This window comes from Enterovibrio nigricans DSM 22720 (assembly GCF_900167155.1).
Taxonomy (GTDB): Bacteria; Pseudomonadota; Gammaproteobacteria; order Enterobacterales; family Vibrionaceae; genus Enterovibrio; species Enterovibrio nigricans.
The window spans coordinates 1-25,992 of sequence record NZ_FUXU01000049.1 but is presented as its reverse complement, the minus strand read 5'-3'; the positions used below and the strand labels follow the sequence as shown (position 1 = coordinate 25,992).

Below are 25,992 nucleotides of genomic sequence, written 5' to 3'. Positions count from 1 at the left end.
CGGCATCCTCTATGAGGGCATTCAGTCTGGTATGTGACTCCACCGGACAACCTAATTAAAACGTGTCATTTTCTCTCTCCAGTGAAAATGCTAATCAAAATGCTGATTTTTGTCGGCATTTCTTCTTCATGGTCCCATAGCTCAGTTGGTAGAGCACTCGACTCATAATCATTGGTCACAGGTTCAAGCCCTGTTGGGATCACCATGCGCTCTTAGCTCAGTTGGATAGAGCAACGGCCTTCTAAGCCGTGGGTCACAGGTTCGAATCCTGTAGGGCGTGCCACATCCAAAGTGTTGTCCCTAGTGTTTCTATGGGGATGGTTTCACTAAACAATGGACAACACTTTCTATATTCCCAAAACACCCCGCCCAATGACAAAGTGAGGAGTCCTCGTGACCATTCTCCCATTGATGACTTCAGAACAGTCACTATTGTCTTTATTTGGTCGGGGTGTTCTTTTATTTCAGGACTCTCTCAACCATGAATCTTTTACAACTAATCTGGGCGTATATCACATCATTCTTCGTTGGTGATTACATCAATAAAATTCACTCACTTGAATCTCAAGTAAATGAACTTCAACAAGACAATCGTGAAGTGGGTGAGCTAGTTGACATCAAGTGTGACGTCATCAAACGTCTCGAATTCCAACTTTGTGAGGTTAACAACTTAGTTGACTCCCTGAAGGATGATGCTCAGTCACTGAAAGAACGAAACGATGTTCTTCATGCAGTGAACAAAACATCGGAAGCCCAAATTGCAATATTGACACAACAGGAGGACTAACATGCCAGTCCCAGTCGAACACGATATCGTCAAAGCGAAAGTGATGCAGATTGACAATATTATCAAAAGCAAACAAATCAAAACCATCGAGAAAACTCTTCACAAGAATCTCGGCAGTTCTGTTCCTGAAACTGAACTCAAAGAAGTTGCAAAAGCACTATCTGAGTTGCCTGTTGAGAAGGCCGCTGTGATTGTTTCATTCACCAATAAAGTGAAGAACATCCTTGGCAATCAGGATATGTTCGTTCAGCACGCTGTTGCCCATCCACATGAAGAGTTTGTGAATCCAGACGCGGAGGTGTCTGAGGCCGACAAGATTGAGGCTGAGTTCCAAGAACTTGTGAAAACAAAGGTCGCTGCTGGTGTCAATTCACCAATCGCACGTGCTGAAGCCCGAGAAGAAATCAAGATGAAGAGGGCTAAATAATATGGACTACCCTGAAATCGATCAAGCCAACGGCTACGCGACCAATATCTCAGAAGAGACCTCTTGTGAATCCGAGATGGAAGAGCTGCATAAGCTACTTCTTGTGATGCCATTCAAAAAGCGAAAAATGTTCCTAGAGCAGATGATCGCGTCTGGCAAGGTGATGCTCGGTCAACCCTACGTTTCCGGCTCAGCTACCTCGGCAATCGAAGGTGATATGTCTCCTGTTGGCGATGTTCCCGTGAGCATTGAAAAGCAACTTGAAGGCGTCAAAGACCCTATCCTACGTGCTGAGATGCGTCAGTTTACCAAGAGCCTCGACAACGAGATGCGTCTCAACAAGATGAAGACTCAAGGAGGCTAAAGATGCCACTAGCAAACCACGAGGCGTTTGATCCAGAACGTCTAGTTAAGGACATCGCAAGTTCGGATCTGAATGTCTTCAACGGTATTGTCACATCCCATGAGGAACTTCGTAATCCCGGATTAATGTCGAACTACCGTCGATATTATTTCTTCCGACAGATGCTCGGAGACGGCAATTTATCGGGTGCAATTCACACCTATCTAAATATGATGAAGTCGGCAAAATATAACTTCACTCCAGTAGATGGCAGTGAAGAGGCCGCTTTGGTCGCTGCATATGTGGCGTCCGTATTCACAGATATGTCGCACAGCTTCGGACACTTTCTGACTCAGATTATGTGGAATATCCTTGTTGATGGTTCATCATTCCATAGTCCTGTTTACAAGGTGCGTGCTGGTAAAGATGGTGTTGACGGAGATGGCTCACAACGTTGGTCATCAGAGTATGAAGACTACCACATCGGCATTGAGTCGTTTGTGAACATCTCAACTCGCAGCATCTACAACTTTGAAGGTCTTGAGAACGCTGGTGCTAACGGTACTGCACCGACTGGCATTCTGCAAAATGACCTTTCAGGTAATCGCATGATGATTCCTTGGCAACGTATTGCATACGCCTGTCCAAACCCATCAGACGGCAATCCGTTCGGTCGTTCGATCCTAGTTGGTGCATCAGAAGCTTGGTCAAATGCTCGTCGTGTCAGCCAGATCATGAATGTCGGCATTGAGCGTAACCTTCTTGGTATCCCTGTTGGTCGCCTACCTCAAGATTTTATGAGGAAGGGCGCAACACTAGACCAGAAAGAAGTTGTTACCTACGTTAAGAAGATTGTCACTCAACTGAAGAAGAACCATCAAAGTGGTTTACTTCTTCCATCAGACACTGATGACAAAGGCAATGCTCTGATTGACATCGAACTTCTTGGTGGACCTGACTTCGACGCTGAGAATGTGTTGAAGGCGGTAGATTACTGGGATGGTAAAGCCTTGAATGCACTAAGTGCGTCGTTCATCGCCACATCAGACCGTTCTGAAGACCTAACTGGTGTTCGTGCTCAGATGTTCTTCCGCTCCCTTGATATCCTTCTTGATTGTGTTGCTGAGACCATCAACGTTGAGATTGACAAGATTCTTCGCATTAACAACATCAAGTGTAAATACCGCCCACGATTCAAGTTCAGCAAGCTGAGCAAGACTCTGGATGCTGGTGCTTACTCCAACACTGTCAATGCAGGACTAACTGCTGGTGCACTTACTGCTGATGAATCTCTCGAGGATGCTCTACGAGAAGCCTTGGATGTTGAATCGGCTCCGACTGTTGACCCTATTATGTGGTCTGATCGTTTTGCAGAGATGCCTGTCAACACTGAGGGTTACGACCCATATGGTGGTGATATGCTTGCTCTTCAACAAGAAGTCGATGATCTAGCCCAGCTCAGAAATACCATCGCTGCTGCGGGGACATTCTTCGAAGACAACAAACAGTCTAACGTCATTCCGACACACTAATTAAAATGATGCCTTTGTCTCGAAAGTTTGAGGAGACAGACGATACAGAGGCTCATTTCTCATGCAATCCCACTGTATGAGAAATGATGACAATAAAAGGACAACAACTAATGTTCATCACAGAATTCGACAAGTATCAAGCAAAGAAGATATCCAAGGCTGCTGTCCAAGACCCTTTGAATCTACATTACTCAAATCCTGAACAGGCCGCCGTGGCTAGTGGTATGCGTGATCTTGAGTCAGCAATGGCCAAAGATATCGAGGCTGTATATGACCACCCAGATCCAGAACAGTATTTGGAGACGGTTGAGGATGAAGACCTCTGGGCAGAAGCAATCGCTGCTATCGCTGTATTGGCTCTCTTATACAAGAAGCAAGCTATGGCTGGTGTGGGTACTCTGGCAAATATCTACAAGGTGTACCCGCAAAAGGTGCTCAAAGACGCCGCAGAGTCTGATATCTTACGGGAAATGCGGAAATATGAGCGTGATCTACGCAATAAGCTCCCTACTAGGCATCAGATTAAGACTCTGAACGCGAAACTGGCGAAATTAGGCAAATCAGTAGTTGAGCGATCAAAGCTGATGGTTGCCACTGTAGCTGGTCTGACTCGTAAACAAGCCAATCAAGTTGGTAAGGCCGTGACAAAACTGGTTGAAGAAGGCAAGAAACAGGCCGAAATCGTCCGTGAGGCCACACGCCGCAAGAAGAACCAACTCAACAAGCGTATTGTCATCACAACAAAGATGGTCACCAAAGAAGCTGCCAAAGGTGCGGGTGTGAAGGCACTACAGAAAATGGGCAAGCTCCCTGAAGGTGAGTTATGGGCTGAATGGATTGGTGTTAACGATAACGTTCAATCAGAAACATGCGCGTCGAACTCTGGTAAGCACCGAAAATACGGTGAAGCCTTTCCTGACGGTAGCATTCATCCTCCGAGTAATACCCCTCACCCGTGCCGTTCACAGCTCCGTATGTACGTCAAGACACCTGATGGTGAGGTTGACGTCAAGGGCGCGAATAACATGAAGACCAATTTCACATAATAGCCCCACATTGGGGTTGAGGAGACAAACCCCAATGTCCATAAAACTAACACCTGAAATATGGGAAGACATCATTCACCCATATGCTGACAATAAACTGACTCGCTACTTCTTCATGCAACGAATGAAGGACGAAATTCCATCATCACACCATAAAGAGTTCGTTGAGTTCGTTGGACTATACAAGAATATTCTGGCGCTAGGTAAAACCGACGACGGCTTCACTCGACTCAACCATTATCCGCAAGTATTGGGTGAGTTGATGATCGTCTGGACTACTGAGGCCAACGAGAAATCAATTCGTAAAATTGTGCCAAAAGACACTACCGTTCTTGCACCTTTGGATGGAGGCCAACTAGCCTTCGCAAAAATGAACATTCCCGTCTTCAATTTCAAGAATGAGCCAATCGGTGTCAAGAATAGGTGTCACACGACTTGGTATGGTGGACAAGCTGGTGGTGGGAAATCGGCACTAGCAATCTTCTCGACAATGAAGTGGCTACCAATTCTCGATTGGAACACTCTAGTGCTCCGTAACTCTGCTCGTGATGTGAGATACATCAGAAAAGAGGGCATAAAGCACTCACGCCACCTAGCATCTGGCGAAAAGTCCAAAATTTTGATGGAACGCGCAAACAAGGACTTCAGGTTCTACCAACAGGGTGATCTGAAGGATAAGTTGATCCACTCGACAATATCGTTCGATCATGCCAATGAAGGTAACTGCGAGACCAACTATCAGGGTTCAGAACTGAGTTCGATAGTTTGGGAAGAACTAACCCAAATCGGTATGGAGGAATACCTCTATCTAACCACGCGTCTTCGTATGTCAGGTGAGACAGTTTTGCCCGATGGAAGCACGTTTGACCTTATGGATTTGTGTAACATTGTTGCCACCATGAACCCTAAACATGATTCGTGGGTGAAAGGGTTTCTCGAGTCGGGCAATTATCTTGATTCTGATGAATGCATCAAAGAGGAACTATCTGGCGTAGTTCGTTTTGTCACCAAGATTGAAGACGGTGTATGGGATTGGGCTGAAACCGAGGAAGAACTCCGCGCCAAATACCCACAGAAAAAGAAGAATGGAAAATACAAATACAAAATTAACTCATTCTCCTTCGTGATCGGCAAACTAGACGAAAACAAACATATCCCAGACTCATATGATGCTGGTGCTGGCAGTGAACAGTCGAGAGTCGCTCTAGAAGATGGTTCATGGCGTCAGATTGACTCCAAAGGTGCGCTCTGGGACAAAGAGACCATCAACCGAAATCGTCTTCCGGTCAGGGCATATGCTCGTGATGCCATGCGTGAAGTTGTAATCTCTATCGACCCCGCGTTTGGTGACAAATTATCACCCAACTCAAATAAAGCTAGAAAGGCCGATTCAGTTGGTCTATGTGCTGTCGGTCGTTCCTATGGCGACACCTCAACAACCAAAGGCTATCTGATTGAAGACAGGACTGATGATGCATCTGGTCTACAACCCGCTGAATGGCTAAAAATGGCTGTTGAAATGGCATTGCGACACGGGGCTTCGAAGATTGTATACGAGTCTAACCAAGGCTCAACAATGTTCGAGGGCATGACTGATCTTCTAGATAATGGAAGATACAAACACCTCATTGAAATGCACCCGATACATTCTGCCGTCAGTAAAGAAAAGCGTGCTCGTCCAGTCTCAATTATGTATGCCAATAATCGCATCAGCCACGTGGGAATCTTTCCAACAGCTGAAGGTGAGATGTGTAGTTGGGATCCGAACAAGAAGGGTCAAAAGAGTCCTGGTTCTATTGATGCCATATCACAAGGCTTCAACTACCTCTTCTCCGACCTATTAAACGGCACATCTGACTTCTCAGGCTTTGATGCCGAAGCATATGAACTTGATGATGTAGACCCAACGCTACGATACAACCGTGATGAAATTGAAGGAGAACAATCAACACTATCTGCTCTCACCGAGTTCATTGAAGAGATGGAAGAGTGGGATGATGTTGACTTCTCAATAGACCCATACGGCGAACAACACTCAGACGAAATTTTGGCAGGTCAACGGATTCGCTGATCTACCCAATCAAAGGATAACGAAAAATGACTGAACCACAAAAAGTCTCTGTCAACACAACTGATATTCTCGACCGTTTCGCTGAGGTGCTCGATCAATACTCATATGCAGTATCTCTTGGCTTTGCTGAGACACCCGTAATGAGTCTAGTGCACGAACTTCTAGACGATGAACCAACATTCGATGTTAATGCCCCAGAATCCAAGATTGCATTCAAGATGGTGTGTGTAATGCACTCTAATGTCGCATCACAACCATCACCTGAATCGCTGCCAACATTAATGTCATTGTGTTTAGAACATGATTTCGACACAGCCAATGCGTTGTTCAGGGAGTATATCAAATGATGCTTGACCAAAAGACGGAGAACGTCTTGAACAATAACAATGTGCCATCTCTCATTCGACAAGAAGTGATTGACCTAGCCGTTGATATTGTTCGTGAAGACCTCACGGGTGCAATGACACTTTCACACGCAACTATTTGCGTTTGTGATGCATATCGTATCGATGGACGCTTCCAATCTGAGGGGATGCATTAATGACTCATTCTCTAAAGTTGTCCCACTTCATCAAGCCCAAGCATAAGAAGTCCAAGAACAAGGAGGATAACAAAGATGGCAAACATCAAAGAAAAGAGTCTGGCGTATCTCTCCGCTCGCGCTGAAGCGATATTCAAGAAGTTTGAGAGTGGTCATCCAGTATGTGCTGATGACTTGAAGTTGGCTGATTCACTAGCCAGATTCTTTGTCAACACGAAAGAGACAAATTTATTGCCTCCCACTAATGACACTCCTGATAATGATAAGTCTCTTGAATCCTTACTAGACAAAATCGACATCACTGAAGAAATCGAGGAATCAGACAATGGCACCAAGAAAGAAACGTTACAAACATGTCCCGACGGGTCGAAAGGCAGGTCGTCCACCGAAGCCAAAGGTGATCAAGCCAAAGGCACCAAAGCGCAATCCAGCCTTGACCCGTTCAACTTCGATAGAGTTCACTCCACCACAGATCAGTGAGATATTGGAAGACGGAAGTCTACATTCCGCACTCCACGAACGTGGCTTCACAATCGATAATCTCAATCTCCTGTATGATGACAGTAAGAAGATTGGTTCGGTGCTCAACATCATCTGTGATGCACTCCCCAATCCCAAATTACATCATTGCACCATAAAACGTCATGAGAATGATGAACATCCAATGACAATTGGTGAGCTGGCCAACATGCGTATGGTTGATCGTTATGGCTTCGACCTCACAGTCTATCAATTCATATTGCAGGTGAGAGGCCTACGTTCGCCACAGGAATCCACTGGTGGTGGTGCAATGGATATGTCTGCTATGTATCTTGATGATGATATTGGTATGAATAGCTTTGGTGAGATGTCGATGTTCACCCTGTGATTGATTCACAATGATGGACGAACAGTGATTATGTGATGATATGTTTTCCCACACAATGTCAATCGGACTGTCCCTCATTGGACTCAACATTGTGTGGTGGCTGGACATCTCGACATTGTCATCGACAATTATTTTGTTGGAACTTTTCAGGCCACCTGACAGAATTTATTCTTCCAATAACTGAAGAATTCCTCTCTCCCATCAATTCGTCCTGACCCTCGTCAAGTCAACATTCCTCGTCTTTATCCGTATGCATCATCAACAATAATGATATACACCTGATATGAAGCAATCAATGCTCTATCATAGGTAACATTACTGATGATATATGAATAGACTGATGAATGACCTGATCTACAATATACTTCATTGACATCACTTGCTTGGCTCTTTATTTCCTACTCAAGACAATAAGAATTTCTCTCGTTTCTCTGATCCCTCTGCTGACGACCATCATGGACAATCTGGCTGTGTAATTCACAATTTGAGGATTGAATGTCTGATTTGTGTGGCTGACGACAATTCCCACACAATGTCTCTCAACAATCTCTAAAGAGACAGGAAAATCTGCCACTAATGACACCAATTCAACACTAATCTGTCTGGTGCGGCTTACTCTCCGAATGGCTCTAGATCAACTAGGGAATAACTGTCCGACTACAAAGAATCAACGACTTAGCGAAGAATCCTGTCCCATTTTAGACAGTTTGCTTCAGGTTGGACTGGAACAACCCTAACGACCACTCCTAAATTAGACAGGTTGGCACTGGTTGGACTGCCACTTATGAGCCATACCATACTATCTTGCATAGACCACTATACCTATGAGACAGGTCAGACAGGATATGCCACCCCCAAATCAAGACGTCGATATGGGCAATGGATGATAATGATAATGATTCTCTTTAAGTAATCAATACTACAGAAAGTTACTTTAGGAGAGAGTCATTACTTTAGGGCAATTCTCCCGTCACATAATCTCCATCACTCAGGCCACATTCATAATCACTTATATGTGTGGGTGATTGTCATCAACATATAGGCCGCATCTGACATGGGCTGTCTCTGTTGCAATTATCAATGCTGGTGGTCGATAGAATTAAATAACGGATGGGTCTCTCTGTTGGACAAACTGAGAAGCGAGACGATAGGGGGGGGGAGTGACTTTGAATCAAGAATTGTGTGGTGCCATATAGACTTTTCGACACACACATATTTAATTTTTCAAAATTTTATTTTCAAAAATTATATTCTAGCACCACCACCATTATTCCAGCACCAACGGTGCACCCCCAGATTGTCTACGACAGATAGTCCCGACCTTTGGTCGAGTCCCAGATATCCTCTGGTATTCCCGACCACCACCATTATCCTCTGGTATTCCAGCACCAACGGTGCACCCCCCATTAGTCCGCACACGCCACGATTAGCCCCCAGATACACAACATAGGTGACACCACATATGACAATACATCAAGACACCATCACAGATAAAAGACAACACATCACAGATGCAGAGCTTGAACACCTAAAGAACGGTGGTCGCATTCAACGTGATATAGATTCAGCGAAATCATTGGCTGACACACAAGCCAGTATGTTCCCAGACAGTCGCTTTGGTCGCGCAATGAGAGTCAACAAGAAGGTCTCGGGTCAGTCCCAGTGTCAAGATACCTTTGCGCCATGCGCAATTAAGCAAGGAATGGTGTTCAGCGACGAAGAAATGCGCGAGCACGCCGAAGGGAAAACAAAACACCGCCAACTGTCAGCAGAGTCACAGGCAGAGAAGGCCGCTTCCGATTACACCCGAAACGTGGAACGTCTCAACAAGAAGCACGGTGCACCGAAACAAACGACCGCAATCCACCGAGTGTGGTGCGATACAGCCCAAGACTTTATTTACATCGAATAATGATTAGGAATAGACCTGATGAAACACACCACTCAACATATGGAAGATACACAACGTGAACGTAACAAAGAACTCAGGAAGCAACGCAATCAACGAAGAACTGAAAAGCGCAACGGCAGATAATATGGTGTTAGCCAAAACATTCGTGGGAACATCTGTGATGATTGCTACTTGCATAGCAGGTATGACAGGTTTGCTCACCGCACTAGGCTCGACCGTGAATTAATAAGACAAAGATAAAGAAGAGGTGATACCAATGGAAATCATTCAAATTGCTATTGCCATTATTGTGATAGCAATAGCATCACTAGAACTGATTCGGATAACAGCTGTGTTCTGCTTCTGGAATTGCCCAGTGCTGATTCCATACCTCGCACCAATCAATAATTTCTGGGTGGGGATTAGAGAAAGGGTGGGGTTGTCGCTAGAACAGTGTCACGGATTGGATGTCAGACATAATTGGCTGTTGTTGTATGGGAGGATCAGTGAATGATTGTAATGGGCATTCCTTTGCCCAAATACAATTAGGTTGGTAGGCGAATATATAATCCAGTTGGAACGCCACGCTTATTCTTTGTCCCTTTCATCTTAATCATTGCAGACAGTGGGCGAGATAAGTGGGCGTCATGCAGCTTATCGTAATTATCTGATGCCTTTTGCTCTGCCTCCTCTTTAGTGTTGGCTGTGATTGGAACACAAATAACTGCTCCGTCTGGAAATACAACGTCTATGAATTGTTTACGCATCATCTTTATAATCCTTAATGTGCGTTAGGAATCACTATCGAGGATTCCAGTGTCGACTAACCCTGTATTGGTTGGAGCCTCAAGGGGTTAGTCGAAGCAGTTATTATACCGCGAATTCCAGAACGCAAAAAGCCCCGACACTAGGCAAGGAAGTTGTCGGGGCTCAAATAACAAATCGAAGTATAGCCTATTGGGAAACAATTAGGCTATAACCACATTCAACGAAGAGAGAGATGAGAAATAATATGTTTCGAACAATATTAACGCAAGAAGAACGTCAACAACAACAACGCGCTCACCTTGTACAAGGTGGAATTCGTCAGGGAACTCCAATATGGTGTGCATTTGTCGAAGGGTCAATCACAGATGATCAAGCCATTGCGCTGAAAACAATATATGGTGATGGCACCACCGAAGAAGATTTTCGACATCAGACGAATGCAATTCAGTTGTTAATCAAATCAACCGACGATATTGAAGTGATTCAAAATAAAGTCGACTCACTCCAATCAGCAATTAATTGTCTACAGGCCGAAGTTGATTCGCTGCAAAAGGCACAATTCACAATTGGTGCGTTCTCATTCATCAATACTGATAGTATGCCTGAGAGCGAGTGGAAAGACATGATGGTGCGAATTGAACAAGATGTAATTAAGGTTAGAACTGCCGCTATTATTAAAGCGATGTCTTAATCTCAAGCATTTCCCCAAAGTAACTTTTCGCTTTGGGCTATTGTTTGACCGAGCTATAATTGACCCTCGTTAATAAGAGGAGTCACCCTAATGATTGTTGAAGCTATCCCATCAGTATCACTTCGAAATAAACTGATTTCTATTTTTGACAGTAATATTCACACGGTATCAAACCGTGGAAAGACTGGCGCGAAAAGTCGTGCTGTTTATATTAGGGTGGCAAATGATCTTGGCCTACGTTGTCAGGATATCCTGAATCTCAAGAAATCCGACATTAATGACGATGGTGAGACCATCATTCTAAATGACATCACAGAAACCAAAACTAATAAGGTGCAATACCAGAAAGTATTGGTTGGTGATACTGCTGAACGTCTACGCGCTCATATTGCCGAATTCCCATTATCTCCGTTTGTATTCATTGGTGGTGCAAAAGCCGCGAAGCCTCTGACACGTAAATCGGTTTGGGAAAATATGAAGAACGCAGCAGATGAGCTGGGTATAGAACAGAATGTTGGTACTCACAGTCTTCGTAAAAGTGCAGCACTTTCATTCTGGGCAATGGGTGCTTCATCATCTGAAATTAAAGAGATGTTGAATCACAATTCTGAGAAACAAACTCAGGTGTATACGGGTTCAAGAAAATACATCAACCAAGCAATGGTGCTTGATAACCAAAGAATGATGAGCGGTGAGCTAACTGACCCATCACAAAGAACAGATAGTCGTGCGCTCGCGCGTGCAGATATTTTCGCATAAGGATCATCCCCAATGACATGGTTAACTGAAACAGTAGATGGTTTGGAATACCTCGCGCAAGACGGACGAAAGCTACTTCGAGGTGAGCGCGGTATCAGAGTCCAAAGCACCAGTGATGGTGGCGTGAGTGAGGCGTCATACTTCTTCCCGATAGACCGTCCAAACAGAAATAAAGTAGTACCAACCCTGAAGTATCACATCTTCGAACATCAAGCCTTCGTGAAATACTTCACGCAAAGCGGTCACTTCGTTGTTGTTCGAAATATGAACATCAGCACTATCGGCGAACGCCTTCGTAAGACTCGCGATGTGTGGCACGTCAAGAAGTATAAAGACAGTCACGGCAACTGGTATGTCACCGATATCAAGCATGCAATCGAAGAATATTACGAATCATGGGAAGAGAATGGTGGCACAAAAGGAATGTGGGTTCAGACCACAGAACCGACCGACAAAGTGTCGATGCCTGATTGGGTTGATGAAGTCACAGAGATTCCTGACGTAGTTTTCAAATTACGCAACGATATCGAAACCGGAGTAGCAACATAATGATTCAACATGAAGTAACAGGCGTCGTAATGATGCCCAACGAAGACATCACCGTAGATGAGATTCATACAGCCTGTCGTGAGTACCAAGACAAGTTCAAGACTGGTGACGGTATGTACATTCCTCTCGGTGGCGACGATGCTGACGATGCAATGGTAATTGCAGAGATTGTCGAGAACTACATCATTCCAGACGATGTTGATTGGAACGGTAACGCCATCAAGGCTGGTAGTTGGTTACAAACAGTTCGCGTCTATGACGAAGACCTGCTTGAAGACCTGCTTGCTGATAATGTCATCCACGAGTTTAAGGTGTCGGATGGCAAGACCATCACCAAGTCCAATATTCAGATGTTCAAGTCGTGTGAAATTCATGTGGCTCTCAATGAAGACGAAATTGATGAGCTGGCTGAGAAGCTATCACAAGAAATGGGCAAACCGAAGCCCATCGTCCGTACTCAGATCCGTGAGTCTGAGAAGAAGCAATATCTAAAAGCTCGCTACAGCTAAATCCAGCCGTCAAAGAATCTCCAGCAGAAATTCCGCAAAAACAACCATCAATAAAAACAACCACTTAGGGGGTTCATTTTCTCCCCACACTATACCTATGCCTGATGACAGGGGTGGGTTCATTTTAAAGAGGATTTTACAAATGACTTTCGATTACACAAAAGTAACCCATCCAGCTGCGTCCAAGTTCCTTCGTGAGCAGATCGAGTTCAAAACTACTGATGCCAATCATAAGCGTGCGCGTGTCCAGCAGATCGATGATATTCGTCGCCACGGCGTTCTGAACAACATTCCACTCGACAATCTTAATGATCTACAGACGGAGTACTACAGATTGTCCGTTGATGTCGGCACCCTCGACACAGACATTCTGGAGTTGAAGGGTGATCTGTCCACAATCAAACACACCCCACAAGAAGCGTTTGAAATCATCAAGACTGTCTTCACCTTCAGCAAAGATTGGGGTGACTTATCATCTCTGGCTCAACGCCACTCGTTCCTGACCGCAACAAAGAACTGGCTCGATGTTAACACCGCCGTATTCAACGAGTTCTACGGAGAGACTGGTGTGTGCCCCCGCGAACTCGCAGAAATCGGCCTTAAATTTTAAGGACTAACCAAAGTGCCTCTACAACAAACCCAAGTGCAACGCGACCGCTTTGACACTATCGCTGATGCGGTTGCATCTAACTTCCTTGATGGAGACCGAACCTTCATCAAGGAGACCAACAGAATGTATTTCGCATCAGTGGATTCATTTTCTGAATCAATCATTACATCAAATGGTTTGTACATCACGCCAATGACAGCCGCTCCAACTCCTTAACATTCAAATTTGGTGAGTATGATGAAACCAAAGATCACTTTGGTTGAGATTGTGGGTACTCATACGGTATCCACGCCTCCCAAAACCCCACAAAAACATATTGTTCAAGTGACTCATATTGTAGTCACTGTTCACGACTAACAAGGAATTTCCAAATGGCACTATTCAATGACAAATCATTGGGTGAGAAGCTACTTCTCAAAATTTTAAATCGCATCAAAAACCAACACGTTGAACTCAATATTAAGTTCATCGATAAGGATGATGCCCTCGAGTCTACCGAAAAGTTGATTACCCTTGCGCAAGGCTCTGATGTAGCGCATGGTGGTGCGACCGAACTTGAATACGTGACAGCAATCTATGACGAGCTGGGCACCCTGTTCGGTTTGTTGGACACATCACGATACGCAGCCACAGAAGAGTTTGGTATTACCGATATGGTTTTGTTAATGCTACATCAAGTATATGACGAACTTCGTTTCAACGTAGCTGGCACAACCTCCCTCACATATTCCGGTTTGCAGAATACGAACATTGATGGCTCATCACAAATTGCAGCATTCGAGACCGAACTGACATTGGTTGCAGGTAGTAAATTCTGGTCGACTGATGTGGTCGATGGTCTATATAACTATGGTGGTTTGTGGCTACTTGGCGACTTCACCAAAGAAATCATCTCAGAACTGGCCGCAGATTTCGAAGCAGCTGCGTCAGTAGCCACGACCTTCAACAAAGTTGATCCTGATTATGAGGTGCCTGATTACTCAGGTAATGAACTTGCCGAACCTGATGCCACAAGTCCTGGTCAAGAAGACCCGACTTCAGGTGATGGTGAGGTTCTATCCCGAGTGGTGCCTGATTTCTTGACTACCGTTGATGAAGATGCGCCGAATTATCTCTATGAGACATCACTGTTGTTGCGTGCTGCTGCTCAAAATTTTCCTCTACTTGGTGCCGCGCCTCCGACTGATGCTATGCCTCTAACTGGTACATACCGAGCAAGTATTGAAGAGGCGCGAACATATATCGACGGCCTGACGTTTGCCCCTGACACCATGACCGAAGCATTGTGGGCATTGGTTCTTCATCTATCGAATCAGATGGTATTCACCGATGAAGCAGACAATGGCACCCGAGTATTCGTCATCTAATAAGTGAATTGGCAAAATAATCAAAAGCCCCACAAGTTGGGGCTTTTTCACATATAGAGATCATCAAAAAGGGTAATCCTCTTTGGCTCTGCTTAATCACAGAGCACTTTTTCATGATCTTTAAAATGGAACAACTCAATGAACACAATAGTAAACATCAAGATTCCACACAATCGCTTTCTTTGTCACGATAATGTCAGGCCTGATATCTTTTATCTTCTGCCGCAAACTTTGTGGTCGACCGTGATTAAGTTGGGGAGTCCGATAAAACAATCCAAGCGATTTTCCACAACCGCACGGAAGTATTCCACCAATATTCTTGAGTACATAACACAACTATTCAATGATGATCCTTTATCACAAACAATTAAAGACGCCGAAGGTTTTGAACTTTATTCGACCGAATCTTTCAATGATGGAAAGTGGTTTGGAATTGACGAAGATGGCATTTTTATCGCCGATATCATAGAGACAGAATAATGAAACACGCAAGATCATATTCACAGAGACGCCGTAATGGCTTCTTCTACAAGACCAAAGGTGGAAAGACTGATGGCACGAAAGAAACCCAAGATGTCCAACCAACAACAACATCGTTATAACGATGAAATGTTCGACAATCTCGTAGGCGCATTCTACGAGTCTGTTGCCGATACAGTTGAACAAATGGGCACACGAAATATTGAATTGACACCGTCATCAAAAACTGGTGCGAAATATTCTCAGGATGTCGCAGCTAATTGCTGGCGATGGACAATTAATAAATTGACGCCATTGTCACTTAACACTGAGGCCGAGCGTCTATCCCACTCCGACCAATCCCACTCCGACTCTTGGAGATCATTGAAAGATTCCAAGAAGTTAATCGGTGAGACTGGATTTCTGTATGGTTCTCTGATCGTCCCATATGGAATTGACCTTGAAGTTGGTCACTCAAGCTCGTCTCGTTCTATGAGAGAAACAGGTCTCGCACTCGCATCAATGAATGCAAGAAACAATCTAGTCAAACTGACTTCAAAAATTGATTAAGGAAGAAATAACATGTCTGCTAATAACATCATCAACAACCTTCGTAGTAACGGTGGTCTCCCACAAATTAAGAACCGTCGCGTATTCTTGAAAGCAGCTACGGGCGATTTGGTAAATAAGGAAGTCGATGGCAAAGAAATCGAAGTCCCTGAAATTGTCGACACCGAAGCGTGGGTTGAGATTCTCCCACCACAATCCACTGAATTCTTGCGTGCGTTTGAGCGTTCTAATATCAGACAAGCTGTTGCACAGAAGAAACTGGAAGCTATCAAAGACTCATCAGATGTAGATGAAATTGCTGCGGTCGTTGATTATGCTAAGGGCATTAATATCGACATTCTTGATGAGATTGTTGCAAATTGGTCTGAACACTTCGGGGTTCCATGTACCAAAGAGAACAAGAAAGAATTATTTAGTGATCCTGCGTCCGAAGATATCATGAAACAAATCCTAGAAGCATTCCAAGAGGTACATGCTTTTCTGGGAAAGTAACACTCACTAATTTCATAGCTTCCTATATTGATTGGAACATCCCATCAATATACAAAAAGACAGGCGATAATGAACCTGAGTATTTGACCAAAATCGAAGACTATGAAGTTAAGTCGAAGACACTCAAGAAGATGAAATCTAAGAAGGTGTTGACGCCCCCATCACCCAACCCGAGTGATCATTTCGAAGAAATTATTGACGACGACTCTACATTCAATATGTATTGCTTCCTGATCGAGTTGATCGATTATCTTCGAACAAATTGCAACGAAAATGGTATGTGGCGACTCTTGCCAACCACAGACCTTGAAAGCCTTTCCCGACTAACAAGCATACACCTATCCCCGTACGAGTGGCGTGTGGCTCTGGAACTACAGACCATCCTTGTCAGACTCCAAAATCAAGCACATTCAAGTCTCCTACACGGGATGCGAACCGCGAAATAATAATGTGGTGTGGACGCACACCACATTCCCTTCTTTCTATCTCCTAGGAGGATAGTGATGGCAACAGCAATATTAGACTACTTGGTGGATTACCAAGATGTCAGAAAAGCTGATGATGAACTTCGAAAGTTACAAAAGACCACGAAGAACGTCGTCAAAGACAATAAGAAACTCGAAAAATCGTACGAGGAAAACGTTAAAGACCTCAAAAAGATGCGTGAGGAGATGAGAAAGGTTGCGAAGGCATCCAAAGAAATCTCCAGTATCTCAGTAAGTCTCTCTGGGGGTGTTGGTGGAGGCGGGGGTGGTGATGGTTCTAAAACAATCAATAACATCACTAATGCAACCAACGATATGACAGCCAGTTTTGATAAGCTCGCTAAAACAATCGGTGGGATGAATGGCGGAATGCTCGACCTAGCATCATCAATGCTATTGTTACGCAATAACTCCACCGAGATGTTACAGGCCAATAGAATACTCGAGGTACAACACAATAGTCTCGAACGTAAATATCGCTCTGGCAAACTATCCTTAGAAGAGTACAACAAAGCAGTTAAAAACCTAAATGGTCATTACGACAATGCTGTGAAAAAGATAAAGCCAGTGAACTCTCTTCTAGTGTCCAAGAAGTTCGCTTTGGTTGCTGTAGCTGCTGCGGCTGTGTCAGCTGGAACTGCTGTATCATCTCTTATTTTGGAGAACACTCGCCTTGCGGCCTCCGTGGACATGTCATATGAGTCCCTCCAACGTTGGCAGAATACAGCACTAAGAGTTGGTGTCACCAATGAACAGTTCGCTGATCAAGTTAGAGATTGGAACCTGAAGGTTGCAGAAGCCGCAACTGGTGGTGGTGAACTGGTTTCAATTTTCGAAGAGTATGAAAAAGAACTCAAGAATGTCAATCAAGAACAACTCTATGGTGTCGAAGGGATGGAATCCATCACCAAGGCACTCTTAGACAATGGTGTTTCTGCCGAGCAGACTCGTTCAGTCCTAGACCGAATGGCATCAGATTTGGATAAGATGCTGCCTATTCTTGATGGAACAACGAAAGGCGTAAATGACTTTAACTATGCCCTGACTGAAGTTGATCAGGCCAATATCGCTAAGATGGCATCATCATTTGATTATATGAAAGATAATGTTGTTGATGTTGCTGGTTCTGTCGTGGCTGACTTCGCACCCGCAATTTGGCAAGTGTTCGATGCCTTCAGTAGCGTTGTCCATACAATCGGTCAGGTCAACGATGAGTATGCCATCACAGCACGATTAGGTGGGGTTGTTGGCATCACTTTCGGTACTGCTCTCGATGTAGTGTCTGGCCTAGCTAAAGGCATAGAGTATGCCTTGCTTGCTGCTCAGAGAATGTTCTATGGCATCGGAATCGCAGCCCTTGACTTGATGGATATTGAATTCATCTCAGATATGCTTGGTGTTACTGCTGTTGGCGATGCGAAAAGCGGACTCCAAGTTAAATTAGAGGGTGTGGTCACCCAGATGAAGGAAGTCGAGAAACAGGGAGATATTCTTGCTAAGCGCATAGTGACCAACTTCTCTGGAAATCTTGACCAAATTCTATCGGGCGAGACTAGAGATAGCAGCGATTTCAATATAGAGCGCCCTGAAGCAAGCAAGTCGAAGGTGAAAACCAAAGACAAAGTCGACCCTAATGACAGTAAATCGTATCTTGCCGCCTTGTCTCTAGAAATAGAAAAGACTGATGCACTAGCTGCTGCTCGTCAACGTCTGGAATGGATATCTGGTGGAGTTGCGGTTGCTCAGGATGCACTAGCAACTTCATATTCTGAAGGTGCAGCGGGTGAGCTTGAGCAGGTGAACGAAGCGTTGGCTGTGTTTGAGAATAAACACAAGATGATGATTGAGTTCAATGAAGAGTACCAAGATTTGGTACTGGCTCAAGGTGAGCTTGAGAAGAAAGTCGCAGACGAAGTTGCTGAACACAAATACAACACTATGATCGGTAATTTAGCGATGTTGAGTAGTGTGTTAGATCAGGACTCAAACGCGTATAAGGCAATCGCCACAACACAAGCAATCGCTGATACGTTTGCTGGTGCAAACAGCGCGTTGAACCCAGCGAAAGGCAGTCCTGATGCTATGTTATCTTCCACACAGAGGATGATTAATGCTGGCGTTATCGTCACAACAGGTATTGCAAACGTTTCCAATATCATGGCAGCGAAAGATGGTGCGTCTATGGTAGGTGTTCCGCATTACAACTCAGGTACATCGTTCGTTGATGGTTCTGGAACAAGCAAGTCTGATGACGTTCCTGCTATGTTGTCTCGTGGTGAGTCTGTTCTTACTGCATCCGCATCACAAGCGTTAGGTCGTGGCAACATCGATGCAATGAACGCTGGTCACGGTATGAGCATGGGTGGGGGTTCTCAGCAAATCAATGCTGGTATCACAATCAACGGTAATGTCGACCAAAACACATTGAATGAGCTGAATTCGATGCAAGAGAAGCAAGTCAAGATGATTGCTCGAACCATGGCTGATAAAGCTATCAAGCAACAGAAAAAACCAGGAGGGTTACTTCGTTAACTCCCTATGAAACAAGCCCTGACCTTAATTGGTTGGGGCTTTTTACTTTGCGTAGTAAGATGAAATTTGTACCTCTTCAGGAACACCGCCACAGAATGGATGAACGCTGACATCAAGACGGCCATGGTTAAAATCGAAATCGAGCAACGACATAAATTGCTGACCAAGGCTGGCTTGTTTCTCGGTAGAAAATGGGCCTTTTGGCGAGATGAGTGCGTTAGCCTTTTGTTTTTCGATGATCTGGTGGGTAAGAGCAGGTAACCATGATTTTAAATCTGCAAATAAGGCATCGAGTTTTTCTGTTGTCATGCCGGGTTCGTACAAGTCCAACATAGCGTTGTATGGCGTCAAGCCGGTGTGCGCAGAACGTTTTAGGGCCTCTTCACGAGAAAGCGCTACCACGGACTTCAAATTGGGTGCAAAGCCGAGCCAATCGTTGTCTCTGCGCTGTTTTCGCCATTGGTGCTCACACTTAGAGCCCGCTTGTGATTTTGCTTCTACCAAATCAGAAGGTAAAACCGTTGCGTGTGCCCACTGGCGTTTGATCTCTCGCACGTTGATTTTCTGCTCGTCAGTCAGCGTGTCGCTTTGTGCGTCGATGGTTTTTATCCACTCTCCAACTTCTGGGGCGACCAGAGTTTCATGGCATAAAACGGCCAAATCGCTCATAGCATTGGCGCGAGCTTCGTTGCCGCCATCAGGCATCATGGTGGCTTGGTCCCAGCCACAAATTGCGGCCAAATGGTGATAGCTTGCGAGCTTTTTAAATTGCTTTTCGAGTTGAAGGTAGGCGTCCACGTAACATCCTTAATGTTCAGTGACAAAGGAAGAGCACTGAAAAACTGTAGAATTCGAGTATCTATTTAGTTTATCAGCAGAGCCTAACAGGGCAAAGAAAAGGGCTTAATAAGGTACTTCTGTTGACACTGGCACGTTAAAAAAGAATATTCTTAAGGGAGTGAAGTTAATCCAAAAGGGTTGTATGTACATTTTCGGTTACGGAAGTTTAATCAATGAAGCGTCGCGTCAATTAACGGGAGAGACAGGAAATGCCATTCCCGCAATCGTGTCAGGGCTTGAAAGGCATTGGGGAAAAACGGGATCGCCCGTAATGTCTCACCTTGTCGTGAGAGAGGGTGCAGGGCTGTGCAATGGTGTTCTGATTCACGTTAATGATGATTTGCTTGAGGTGTTTGATATCCGCGAAGCGGGTTATCAGCGGGTTAAATTGGATGCAGAAAAGATAAAAATACTGGATGAGACCATTCAGCTCGATGGTCCCGTTTTTGTGTATGTGACGGATGATGTAGTCTCACCCTGTCACGTTCAGCCTATTGCCCAAAGTTATGTAGATACAGTGCTTGCTGGGTGCCTACGTTATTCTGCTGAGTTTGCACAATCATTTATTCAATCGACGCACGGATGGGATTACCCAAGGATGAACGACAGAGACAAACCAGTTTATCAACGTGTCGCTGGCGTGCGGAAGGAAGACCGCGCACGAATCGATCAATTTTTACATTGCATACCACCCTGTTTTGATTGAAAAAAAGCCACGCATGCGCGTGGCTTTTCGTTGCCGAATATCGCCATCCTTCGATTACAAATTATTCTTCGTAAACGAATTCTGGTGAGTCAATTTCAACGCGACGGTTTTTCGCGCGACCTTGCTCGGTGTCATTTGAAGCAATCGGGTCTTTTTCACCCATGCCGACAACACTCAGACGATCAGCACTTACGCCGTTATCTGTGAAGTATTTTGCGACGGATTGAGCGCGTTCTTCAGACAATTTCTGGTTAAATGCTTCAGCGCCGATGCTGTCAGTATGACCAATAACGATAGCGGTGGATTGAGGGAAATCCTGCAAGCGTTTTAGCATTGGCTGAAGTTGCTGTGCTGCACCTGCTGATAGCGACGATTTTCCGAACGCAAACAGCTCAACTTCATCTGCTTCAGAGAAAACGTAGCGTTTTGGTTCAACAATTTCTTCAACGACCACCACTTCTTCAACAACGACAAGTTCAGGCTCAGAATGACGACCAAAATGGAACGTAATGCCGGCAGAGATGAAGTGGTTGTCAGCGTCGATATAGCCTTCGTCCATCTTCGGAATGTACTGATATTCCAGACGGACGTTAACGAGATCGTTTGCACGGTGATCAACACCCAATGCTGTCAGCAAAGAGATATCATCTTCACTGCCTGCATTGCTGTCCCAATCCCACCATGCAAGACCGATCTTACCGTAAATATCTGTCGCATCGGTGATACCAAAGTTGAGCTTAGGTGCCAGAGTAAACGCTGTTAAATCACCGCTGCGTTTTGCGCCGACTGAGTTGTAGTAGGTCTCGAAATTACCTAAATAATCATAGGTAGATTCGATTGAAAACCCGTTTGCGAAGTCATAACCCGCAATCAGGCCAGCACCCACTTCCTGATCATCACAACTGCCTGCTTGGCAAGCATCTTCAAGTGTTGACGAACCTACGCGAGCACCAAGATAAAAGTTAGCGTCATCTTGGGCATACGCGAAAGGTGAGAGTGCCATCATAATTGCTAGGCTAGTCACTGCTTTTTTCATTGTATTTTTCTCCATTCCTTCTAGAGAGTATTTTGAACTAATGACTCAGTTGCTTGGCCGCAAGTCACTGTTCCAAAGTTTGCTGAGCGCAAATCTTCTCAATCACCAACAGTGTGGTGATTTAATAAGCTAGGCTAGGTGTGGCTACCTTGCAATACAAGAGCAAGCATGGAAATTCAGGCTTTTTTAATACAACACTGTTCGAAAAAATGTAATTTTGAGTATGAGGTTGAAGTACAAGAGAATGGATGAACAAATTGAGAAGGGCGTCGGTGGGGAAATAAAAAAGCGCCTATGCAAGGCGCTTCACTTCTCTCGCTCCTGAAACGGGACGGCTGACGGAAATTTGTTTTCCTTTTTTCATGCCTTTTTCATAATCGTCAGTGATGGCTTTCATCGCTTCTTTGAGCTGTTGCTTGAACATCTCTCGGTCGATGTTTTTAAACTGACTGTCGATGTAGTCTTTGATCTTTTCATCAGAATCATCAGTCGGTGCAATCTTTGGCAGCTTAGCTAGCGCACCTTCTAACCAGCCCATGGTGAAAGACGATACTCTTCGCATCAGCTCGACTTGGGAGGTGCCCGTCCCCTGAAAACTGTTTCGGAACTGGCCAATGTGCTCGTTCATTTCGCGGTAGACAATATCAAACGCAAATGCGGCGAAAATAGCGCGATCAGCATTACCAATGAACTCTGCTTTCTTTAACCCTTTATGGTTAGTCAAAACGCATTCGACACCAAAACGTGTGTTGATCCCTCGGATGATTTTTAGGATCGCATCACTGATAGAGTTTGGTAGCAGGGTTTCTGAGGTGGTTTTCCCCATACTGATGAAGTCGATGTCGTCCTGATCTAACCCATACTTTCTCATCAAGCTCTGCGCCATTTTGATGGCTTGTGCAGCTTCGTTGATGTTTGAGGAGTTGCTTAGTTCAAGACATTTAGCAATTTTCTTAAGCGCTTTGCGTTTCGCGTCAGACATTCAGTTCACCACTAAAAAACGGGAGCGATATTTTACATTCAATTGTGCAATTTACCAAATTTACCCCAATTTTTTGAAACTCGCTGAAATCTGTAACTTCGTGAAGACGGGGTATAGTCAGGTGAAATTTACTGGTGTGTAGCAAAAAAGGGATGAGTAGAGTCGTGAACTTTTTTAACTATCAGTAACACGGTGAAAGTTAAACGGTAATCTTGCGGTCTGTCTTTTCGACGACCACAAGGATGATTGTAACCATGGCTGTGATCTCAAAAAAAGAACTAACAAACGCAACGATGGCCATGTTGGCGCTGTTGTTTTTTGCTGCTAACTCCGTCTTGTGTCGAATCGCGTTAGCTGAAACTGACATTGATCCGGCTTCCTTTACCAGTATTAGGTTGGTTTCGGGGGCAATGGTGCTTTTCTTTCTGGCGGGGATTGATTGCTGGCGAACAGGTGAGGTTGATGATGGATGCAAATTAACGCATCGACCCCTTGAGCATTGGCTCGCTGCGGCGATGCTTTTTCTGTATGCCGCCACGTTTTCATTTGCCTATTTGTATTTAGATACGGGCGTTGGCGCATTGGTGCTGTTTGCGTTTGTTCAGTTAACGATGTTCGCATATAGCCATTACAAAGAAGGCGGGGCGAGTGGACTGGAGTACATTGGGGCACTCACGGCTATTTGTGGACTAGGGTATTTGGTGTCGCCCGGACTCCATGCCCCCGATATGTGGGGCGCGTTTTTGATGGCTATCGCAGGTGTAGCTTGGGGGGCGTATAGCGTGCTGGGTAAAGAGATTAAACAGCCTCAGTTAAAAGCCAATTGTATTAATTTCCGTTTGAGTTTGTTTTTTGTGGTGCCTTTTTTCTTGCTGAATATCCCAATGAATGCACTCTCTGCTGATGGTATTTGGCTTGCTATCGCATCAGGTGCTATTGCATCAGCGGTGGGTTATGCCATCTGGTATTGGGTGGTAAAACAATTTAAAGCAACACAAGCGGGCGTTATGCAACTGACCGTACCATTGATTGCTGCCTATGCGGGTTTTTTGTTTCTGGATGAAGCGCTGACAATGCGAATGGTGATTGCGGCAACGGTGATATTGCTAGGCATTGCTGTGACATTTTTTGCGAAAGAACGAAAACAGCCTGCTGCCACCCAACGTTAGTTTTTTCGGCCTACCATTGCGTGAATGACTCTGCATTTTCAGTTGTCATCAGTTTGGTCGGGATCAGGATATGTCGTTGTTCTGGTGTTTGACCATCCAAAAGCATTTTAGCCAGCCCGACCGTTTCGTGGCTCATTGCATCGGGAAATTGTGTGGCTTTATACCCAAGACGCCAGAAGATGCATGATTTAGCGAAATTGACTGGCTTGGTGATCGCGGCGTCCCTTTGCTGGTAAAGGTTCCGCCATCAAGAAGGAGCAACAACGAGCACGACGTCTGCCAATTCGCCTGAAGGGAATACCTCAATGTGCCACTTCATCGTTAAATCCCCCGGAGATACTCGATAAATTTTATCTCGAATTGAACATATTGAGGGCCTCTGAATTCGAGCATCTTTAATTTACACGGGCAAACTCTTATATGCCCGATCAATGATTTCAAAATTCGGAGCAACCAAACTGATTCTGTAATAATTAAAGAATGATGAATCAGCTTGCGAAAACACTCGATAGTGATAACCAGATCGCAACTTGTCACTTGATAGAAATGCCATCACTAGTATCTTAACTGAACTTTCCTTGTGTGAATAGATTGATCTCACCTGAGAAAAATGCTGATTGTTTTGTATGTAGACATTATCTTTTGATAAGAAATACGCAAATTTCGACATGCATAGTTTACACCGCGAAATAAATGAGTGATTTTCTTTCTTAGATAAAACACCCTGCTGTTTGACAAAAAAGAATATGGCATGGCTAAACATATATTAGATGTTAACGGCAATCACGTAGAGCAAATGATAGCAAAATAAATCTTGGAGAATGAAGGCTTTTCGGTGAGTTCGTCCAATAATGGCAAAGACGTGCTAAGTTGGATAAAAACAACAGGACTCATGAACTGATCTTGCTAGGCATTATTTTGCCCGAAATGAATGGTTATGAATCCTGTAGTCAAATACGAAAAGATGCTTGTTTCAAAGATGTTTCCATTATTTTCTGTAACAAAAGTTTAGAGTTTGACCAGTGCTGGGCAAAAATGCAAGGTGGGACTAATTTTCTTGCCAAATCCTATACGACGGAATAGCTGGAAAATATGGTGAAGAAACGCACCAACCAAAAATTAAATTAACGAGAATGTGTAAAAAAAACAATCAGCATATAATATATTTCAAATGTTCTTATTGGTAAATTTAAAAATAGACGATGCCTACTCAGGAAATTATTAAACATGTAGCAAAAAACCGTTAAGTTAATGCTTTTGTAGCACCAATATGACTCACCTATCAACCAATTGAATTAGCCCTGTCTAATTCAAGACATTACAAGCTATCAGTTTAATGTTCAGTGTTATTTAACAAACATAATATTAGGAATGTTAGCAATGAAAGACAACAAATTTGATTCTCCAGATGATATTTCCAGTGTCGAGCTTTCCATTTACGCGGCATCGGGTAACACACAACCTGTCATTTATGCCAACGGTAAAAACCAACTTGCGATTGATATTAAAGCAAAGGCGACGAAAGAAAATGATGAAGGTGATGAAGTCGTCCTTCACTTTTCTGATGATGATTGGCGACACATCGTTAACTTACGCTTTGCGGATTCAGATAAAAAACTCAATTGGGGAGGCAGTAGTGGTTGGTGTTTTACCAATATTAAAAATGACTATGCTAGAGAGGTGATGACAGAGGAAAGTCAACGCTCAGATGTTGATATAGTAGAGAACGACGGCTCTGTCATTATTGGCATGTACCTGTACACTGATGATGTTAATACAAAACGTATTGCGGTTAGCATTGACACTGATAACAATAAGCATTTTACGACGGCAGATAATGCCACTGGCGCGGAAAAAATGTCGATACCTGTCAAAGCCGTTGAACCAATCCGGTATGATATGGCTGAGAATCTGAAGGGCTTTGTTGCTTAAATCGATGGAACTAAATCTAGAAGCTACGAT

General features: G+C 44.3%; 31 protein-coding genes and 2 tRNA genes. 28 read left to right on the top strand and 5 right to left on the bottom strand.

Annotated elements, in window-relative coordinates:
* The first annotated feature begins 130 nt into the window (after positions 1-130).
* From B5D35_RS15840 to B5D35_RS24355, 14 genes are all read left to right on the top strand, one after another.
* A tRNA-Ile gene (locus B5D35_RS15840) sits at positions 131-205 on the top strand.
* Position 206: 1 nt separating this feature from the next.
* Positions 207-283, top strand: a tRNA-Arg gene (locus B5D35_RS15835).
* Between the two features lie 198 nt (positions 284-481).
* Entirely contained in the window at positions 482-787 is a 306-nt protein-coding gene (locus tag B5D35_RS15830; RefSeq protein WP_078753516.1) for a hypothetical protein, read from the top strand.
* Between the two features lies 1 nt (position 788).
* On the top strand, positions 789-1,214 hold the full coding sequence (locus B5D35_RS15825; protein WP_078753515.1) for a hypothetical protein: 426 nt from the start codon (positions 789-791) through the stop codon (positions 1,212-1,214).
* A gap of 1 nt (position 1,215) precedes the next feature.
* Entirely contained in the window at positions 1,216-1,578 is a 363-nt protein-coding gene (locus tag B5D35_RS15820; RefSeq protein ID WP_078753514.1) for a hypothetical protein, read from the top strand.
* A gap of 2 nt (positions 1,579-1,580) precedes the next feature.
* Positions 1,581-3,089 carry a phage portal protein family protein gene (locus B5D35_RS15815; protein WP_078753513.1) on the top strand — a complete coding sequence of 503 codons (1,509 nt, stop codon included), beginning with the start codon at positions 1,581-1,583 and terminating at the stop codon, positions 3,087-3,089.
* Between the two features lie 110 nt (positions 3,090-3,199).
* Positions 3,200-4,135: a hypothetical protein gene (locus tag B5D35_RS15810; RefSeq protein WP_139367786.1), complete on the top strand. Its 936-nt coding sequence runs from the start codon at positions 3,200-3,202 to the stop codon at positions 4,133-4,135.
* A gap of 34 nt (positions 4,136-4,169) precedes the next feature.
* Positions 4,170-6,206, top strand: a complete 2,037-nt coding sequence (locus B5D35_RS15805) for a hypothetical protein (protein ID WP_078753511.1) — start codon at positions 4,170-4,172, stop codon at positions 6,204-6,206.
* 26 nt (positions 6,207-6,232) lie between these two features.
* Positions 6,233-6,553, top strand: coding sequence for a hypothetical protein (locus B5D35_RS15800; protein ID WP_078753510.1), 321 nt, complete (start codon positions 6,233-6,235; stop codon positions 6,551-6,553).
* Complete coding sequence (locus B5D35_RS15795) at positions 6,550-6,747, top strand: hypothetical protein (protein ID WP_078753509.1); 198 nt, start codon at positions 6,550-6,552, stop codon at positions 6,745-6,747. Before B5D35_RS15800 ends, B5D35_RS15795 begins: the two co-directional genes overlap by 4 nt.
* Positions 6,748-6,822: 75 nt before the next feature.
* Positions 6,823-7,227 (top strand): hypothetical protein, encoded by a 405-nt coding sequence (locus tag B5D35_RS15790; RefSeq protein ID WP_078753508.1) that lies wholly within the window; start codon positions 6,823-6,825, stop codon positions 7,225-7,227.
* A complete protein-coding gene (locus B5D35_RS15785) occupies positions 7,181-7,615 on the top strand; it encodes a hypothetical protein (protein ID WP_139367785.1) in 435 nt (144 codons plus the stop codon). The genes B5D35_RS15790 and B5D35_RS15785 overlap by 47 nt, the downstream gene beginning before the upstream one ends.
* A gap of 1,462 nt (positions 7,616-9,077) precedes the next feature.
* Positions 9,078-9,527, top strand: coding sequence for a hypothetical protein (locus B5D35_RS15780; protein ID WP_078753506.1), 450 nt, complete (start codon positions 9,078-9,080; stop codon positions 9,525-9,527).
* Between the two features lie 55 nt (positions 9,528-9,582).
* Positions 9,583-9,753, top strand: a complete 171-nt coding sequence (locus B5D35_RS24355) for a hypothetical protein (protein WP_157828394.1) — start codon at positions 9,583-9,585, stop codon at positions 9,751-9,753.
* 298 nt (positions 9,754-10,051) lie between these two features.
* On the opposite strand, the gene B5D35_RS15770 is transcribed toward B5D35_RS24355, so the two are convergent.
* Positions 10,052-10,276: a hypothetical protein gene (locus tag B5D35_RS15770; protein WP_078753504.1), complete on the bottom strand. Its 225-nt coding sequence runs from the start codon at positions 10,274-10,276 to the stop codon at positions 10,052-10,054.
* A gap of 230 nt (positions 10,277-10,506) precedes the next feature.
* Between B5D35_RS15770 and B5D35_RS15765 the strand changes: the two genes are divergently transcribed.
* From B5D35_RS15765 to B5D35_RS15710, 11 genes are all read left to right on the top strand, one after another.
* Entirely contained in the window at positions 10,507-10,965 is a 459-nt protein-coding gene (locus B5D35_RS15765) for a hypothetical protein (protein WP_078753503.1), read from the top strand.
* 90 nt (positions 10,966-11,055) lie between these two features.
* Positions 11,056-11,724, top strand: coding sequence for a tyrosine-type recombinase/integrase (locus tag B5D35_RS15760; protein ID WP_078753502.1), 669 nt, complete (start codon positions 11,056-11,058; stop codon positions 11,722-11,724).
* A 12-nt stretch (positions 11,725-11,736) separates the two neighbouring features.
* On the top strand, positions 11,737-12,273 hold the full coding sequence (locus tag B5D35_RS15755; RefSeq protein WP_078753501.1) for a hypothetical protein: 537 nt from the start codon (positions 11,737-11,739) through the stop codon (positions 12,271-12,273).
* Positions 12,273-12,782, top strand: coding sequence for an XkdF-like putative serine protease domain-containing protein (locus B5D35_RS15750; RefSeq protein ID WP_078753500.1), 510 nt, complete (start codon positions 12,273-12,275; stop codon positions 12,780-12,782). The genes B5D35_RS15755 and B5D35_RS15750 overlap by 1 nt, the downstream gene beginning before the upstream one ends.
* Before the next feature lie 142 nt (positions 12,783-12,924).
* Positions 12,925-13,392 carry a hypothetical protein gene (locus B5D35_RS15745; RefSeq protein WP_078753499.1) on the top strand — a complete coding sequence of 156 codons (468 nt, stop codon included), beginning with the start codon at positions 12,925-12,927 and terminating at the stop codon, positions 13,390-13,392.
* Positions 13,393-13,404: 12 nt separating this feature from the next.
* Positions 13,405-13,608: a hypothetical protein gene (locus tag B5D35_RS15740; RefSeq protein ID WP_078753498.1), complete on the top strand. Its 204-nt coding sequence runs from the start codon at positions 13,405-13,407 to the stop codon at positions 13,606-13,608.
* 155 nt (positions 13,609-13,763) lie between these two features.
* The gene (locus B5D35_RS15735) at positions 13,764-14,759 is read left to right on the top strand and encodes a hypothetical protein (RefSeq protein ID WP_078753497.1); all 996 of its coding nucleotides are present in this window, start codon (positions 13,764-13,766) and stop codon (positions 14,757-14,759) included.
* Positions 14,760-14,897: 138 nt separating this feature from the next.
* Positions 14,898-15,239 carry a hypothetical protein gene (locus B5D35_RS15730; protein ID WP_078753496.1) on the top strand — a complete coding sequence of 114 codons (342 nt, stop codon included), beginning with the start codon at positions 14,898-14,900 and terminating at the stop codon, positions 15,237-15,239.
* Positions 15,240-15,275: 36 nt separating this feature from the next.
* The gene (locus B5D35_RS15725; RefSeq protein ID WP_139367784.1) at positions 15,276-15,788 is read left to right on the top strand and encodes a hypothetical protein; all 513 of its coding nucleotides are present in this window, start codon (positions 15,276-15,278) and stop codon (positions 15,786-15,788) included.
* Between the two features lie 12 nt (positions 15,789-15,800).
* Positions 15,801-16,280: a hypothetical protein gene (locus B5D35_RS15720; RefSeq protein ID WP_078753494.1), complete on the top strand. Its 480-nt coding sequence runs from the start codon at positions 15,801-15,803 to the stop codon at positions 16,278-16,280.
* A gap of 503 nt (positions 16,281-16,783) precedes the next feature.
* A complete protein-coding gene (locus tag B5D35_RS15710) occupies positions 16,784-19,297 on the top strand; it encodes a hypothetical protein (protein WP_078753492.1) in 2,514 nt (837 codons plus the stop codon).
* Between the two features lie 42 nt (positions 19,298-19,339).
* On the opposite strand, the gene B5D35_RS15705 is transcribed toward B5D35_RS15710, so the two are convergent.
* A complete protein-coding gene (locus tag B5D35_RS15705; protein WP_078753491.1) occupies positions 19,340-20,095 on the bottom strand; it encodes a gluzincin family metallopeptidase in 756 nt (251 codons plus the stop codon).
* 184 nt (positions 20,096-20,279) lie between these two features.
* On the opposite strand from B5D35_RS15705, the gene B5D35_RS15700 reads away from it, so the two are divergent.
* On the top strand, positions 20,280-20,843 hold the full coding sequence (locus B5D35_RS15700; RefSeq protein ID WP_078753490.1) for a gamma-glutamylcyclotransferase family protein: 564 nt from the start codon (positions 20,280-20,282) through the stop codon (positions 20,841-20,843).
* A 61-nt stretch (positions 20,844-20,904) separates the two neighbouring features.
* On the opposite strand, the gene B5D35_RS15695 is transcribed toward B5D35_RS15700, so the two are convergent.
* Both B5D35_RS15695 and B5D35_RS15690 read right to left on the bottom strand, forming a co-directional pair.
* On the bottom strand, positions 20,905-21,879 hold the full coding sequence (locus B5D35_RS15695; protein WP_078753489.1) for an OmpA family protein: 975 nt from the start codon (positions 21,877-21,879) through the stop codon (positions 20,905-20,907).
* A gap of 292 nt (positions 21,880-22,171) precedes the next feature.
* Complete coding sequence (locus tag B5D35_RS15690; RefSeq protein WP_078753488.1) at positions 22,172-22,861, bottom strand: DUF2786 domain-containing protein; 690 nt, start codon at positions 22,859-22,861, stop codon at positions 22,172-22,174.
* A gap of 254 nt (positions 22,862-23,115) precedes the next feature.
* Here B5D35_RS15690 and B5D35_RS15685 point away from each other — a divergent pair, with 254 nt between their 5' ends.
* The gene (locus tag B5D35_RS15685; protein ID WP_078753487.1) at positions 23,116-24,030 is read left to right on the top strand and encodes a DMT family transporter; all 915 of its coding nucleotides are present in this window, start codon (positions 23,116-23,118) and stop codon (positions 24,028-24,030) included.
* Positions 24,031-24,040: 10 nt separating this feature from the next.
* On the opposite strand, the gene B5D35_RS25245 is transcribed toward B5D35_RS15685, so the two are convergent.
* Positions 24,041-24,166, bottom strand: a complete 126-nt coding sequence (locus B5D35_RS25245; RefSeq protein WP_280174685.1) for a hypothetical protein — start codon at positions 24,164-24,166, stop codon at positions 24,041-24,043.
* Between the two features lie 1,244 nt (positions 24,167-25,410).
* On the opposite strand from B5D35_RS25245, the gene B5D35_RS15675 reads away from it, so the two are divergent.
* Positions 25,411-25,962: a hypothetical protein gene (locus B5D35_RS15675; RefSeq protein WP_078753485.1), complete on the top strand. Its 552-nt coding sequence runs from the start codon at positions 25,411-25,413 to the stop codon at positions 25,960-25,962.
* The last annotated feature ends 30 nt before the right edge of the window (positions 25,963-25,992 follow it).

Coding starts and splice junctions, on each gene's coding strand:
- B5D35_RS15735 (WP_078753497.1), top strand. CDS start 13,764: ATGGCACTATTCAATGACAAATCATTGGGTGAGAAGCTACTTCTCAAA.
- B5D35_RS15730 (WP_078753496.1), top strand. CDS start 14,898: ATGAACACAATAGTAAACATCAAGATTCCACACAATCGCTTTCTTTGT.
- B5D35_RS15710 (WP_078753492.1), top strand. CDS start 16,784: ATGGCAACAGCAATATTAGACTACTTGGTGGATTACCAAGATGTCAGA.
- B5D35_RS15770 (WP_078753504.1), bottom strand. CDS start 10,276: ATGATGCGTAAACAATTCATAGACGTTGTATTTCCAGACGGAGCAGTT.
- B5D35_RS15700 (WP_078753490.1), top strand. CDS start 20,280: ATGTACATTTTCGGTTACGGAAGTTTAATCAATGAAGCGTCGCGTCAA.
- B5D35_RS15760 (WP_078753502.1), top strand. CDS start 11,056: ATGATTGTTGAAGCTATCCCATCAGTATCACTTCGAAATAAACTGATT.
- B5D35_RS25245 (WP_280174685.1), bottom strand. CDS start 24,166: ATGAGCCACGAAACGGTCGGGCTGGCTAAAATGCTTTTGGATGGTCAA.
- B5D35_RS15750 (WP_078753500.1), top strand. CDS start 12,273: ATGATTCAACATGAAGTAACAGGCGTCGTAATGATGCCCAACGAAGAC.
- B5D35_RS15815 (WP_078753513.1), top strand. CDS start 1,581: ATGCCACTAGCAAACCACGAGGCGTTTGATCCAGAACGTCTAGTTAAG.
- B5D35_RS15755 (WP_078753501.1), top strand. CDS start 11,737: ATGACATGGTTAACTGAAACAGTAGATGGTTTGGAATACCTCGCGCAA.
- B5D35_RS15695 (WP_078753489.1), bottom strand. CDS start 21,879: ATGAAAAAAGCAGTGACTAGCCTAGCAATTATGATGGCACTCTCACCT.
- B5D35_RS15790 (WP_078753508.1), top strand. CDS start 6,823: ATGGCAAACATCAAAGAAAAGAGTCTGGCGTATCTCTCCGCTCGCGCT.
- B5D35_RS15675 (WP_078753485.1), top strand. CDS start 25,411: ATGAAAGACAACAAATTTGATTCTCCAGATGATATTTCCAGTGTCGAG.
- B5D35_RS15765 (WP_078753503.1), top strand. CDS start 10,507: ATGAGAAATAATATGTTTCGAACAATATTAACGCAAGAAGAACGTCAA.
- B5D35_RS15825 (WP_078753515.1), top strand. CDS start 789: ATGCCAGTCCCAGTCGAACACGATATCGTCAAAGCGAAAGTGATGCAG.
- B5D35_RS15820 (WP_078753514.1), top strand. CDS start 1,216: ATGGACTACCCTGAAATCGATCAAGCCAACGGCTACGCGACCAATATC.
- B5D35_RS15830 (WP_078753516.1), top strand. CDS start 482: ATGAATCTTTTACAACTAATCTGGGCGTATATCACATCATTCTTCGTT.
- B5D35_RS15810 (WP_139367786.1), top strand. CDS start 3,200: ATGTTCATCACAGAATTCGACAAGTATCAAGCAAAGAAGATATCCAAG.
- B5D35_RS15720 (WP_078753494.1), top strand. CDS start 15,801: ATGTCTGCTAATAACATCATCAACAACCTTCGTAGTAACGGTGGTCTC.
- B5D35_RS15745 (WP_078753499.1), top strand. CDS start 12,925: ATGACTTTCGATTACACAAAAGTAACCCATCCAGCTGCGTCCAAGTTC.
- B5D35_RS15805 (WP_078753511.1), top strand. CDS start 4,170: ATGTCCATAAAACTAACACCTGAAATATGGGAAGACATCATTCACCCA.
- B5D35_RS15685 (WP_078753487.1), top strand. CDS start 23,116: ATGGCTGTGATCTCAAAAAAAGAACTAACAAACGCAACGATGGCCATG.
- B5D35_RS15725 (WP_139367784.1), top strand. CDS start 15,276: ATGGCTTCTTCTACAAGACCAAAGGTGGAAAGACTGATGGCACGAAAG.
- B5D35_RS15690 (WP_078753488.1), bottom strand. CDS start 22,861: ATGTCTGACGCGAAACGCAAAGCGCTTAAGAAAATTGCTAAATGTCTT.
- B5D35_RS15780 (WP_078753506.1), top strand. CDS start 9,078: ATGACAATACATCAAGACACCATCACAGATAAAAGACAACACATCACA.
- B5D35_RS15800 (WP_078753510.1), top strand. CDS start 6,233: ATGACTGAACCACAAAAAGTCTCTGTCAACACAACTGATATTCTCGAC.
- B5D35_RS15795 (WP_078753509.1), top strand. CDS start 6,550: ATGATGCTTGACCAAAAGACGGAGAACGTCTTGAACAATAACAATGTG.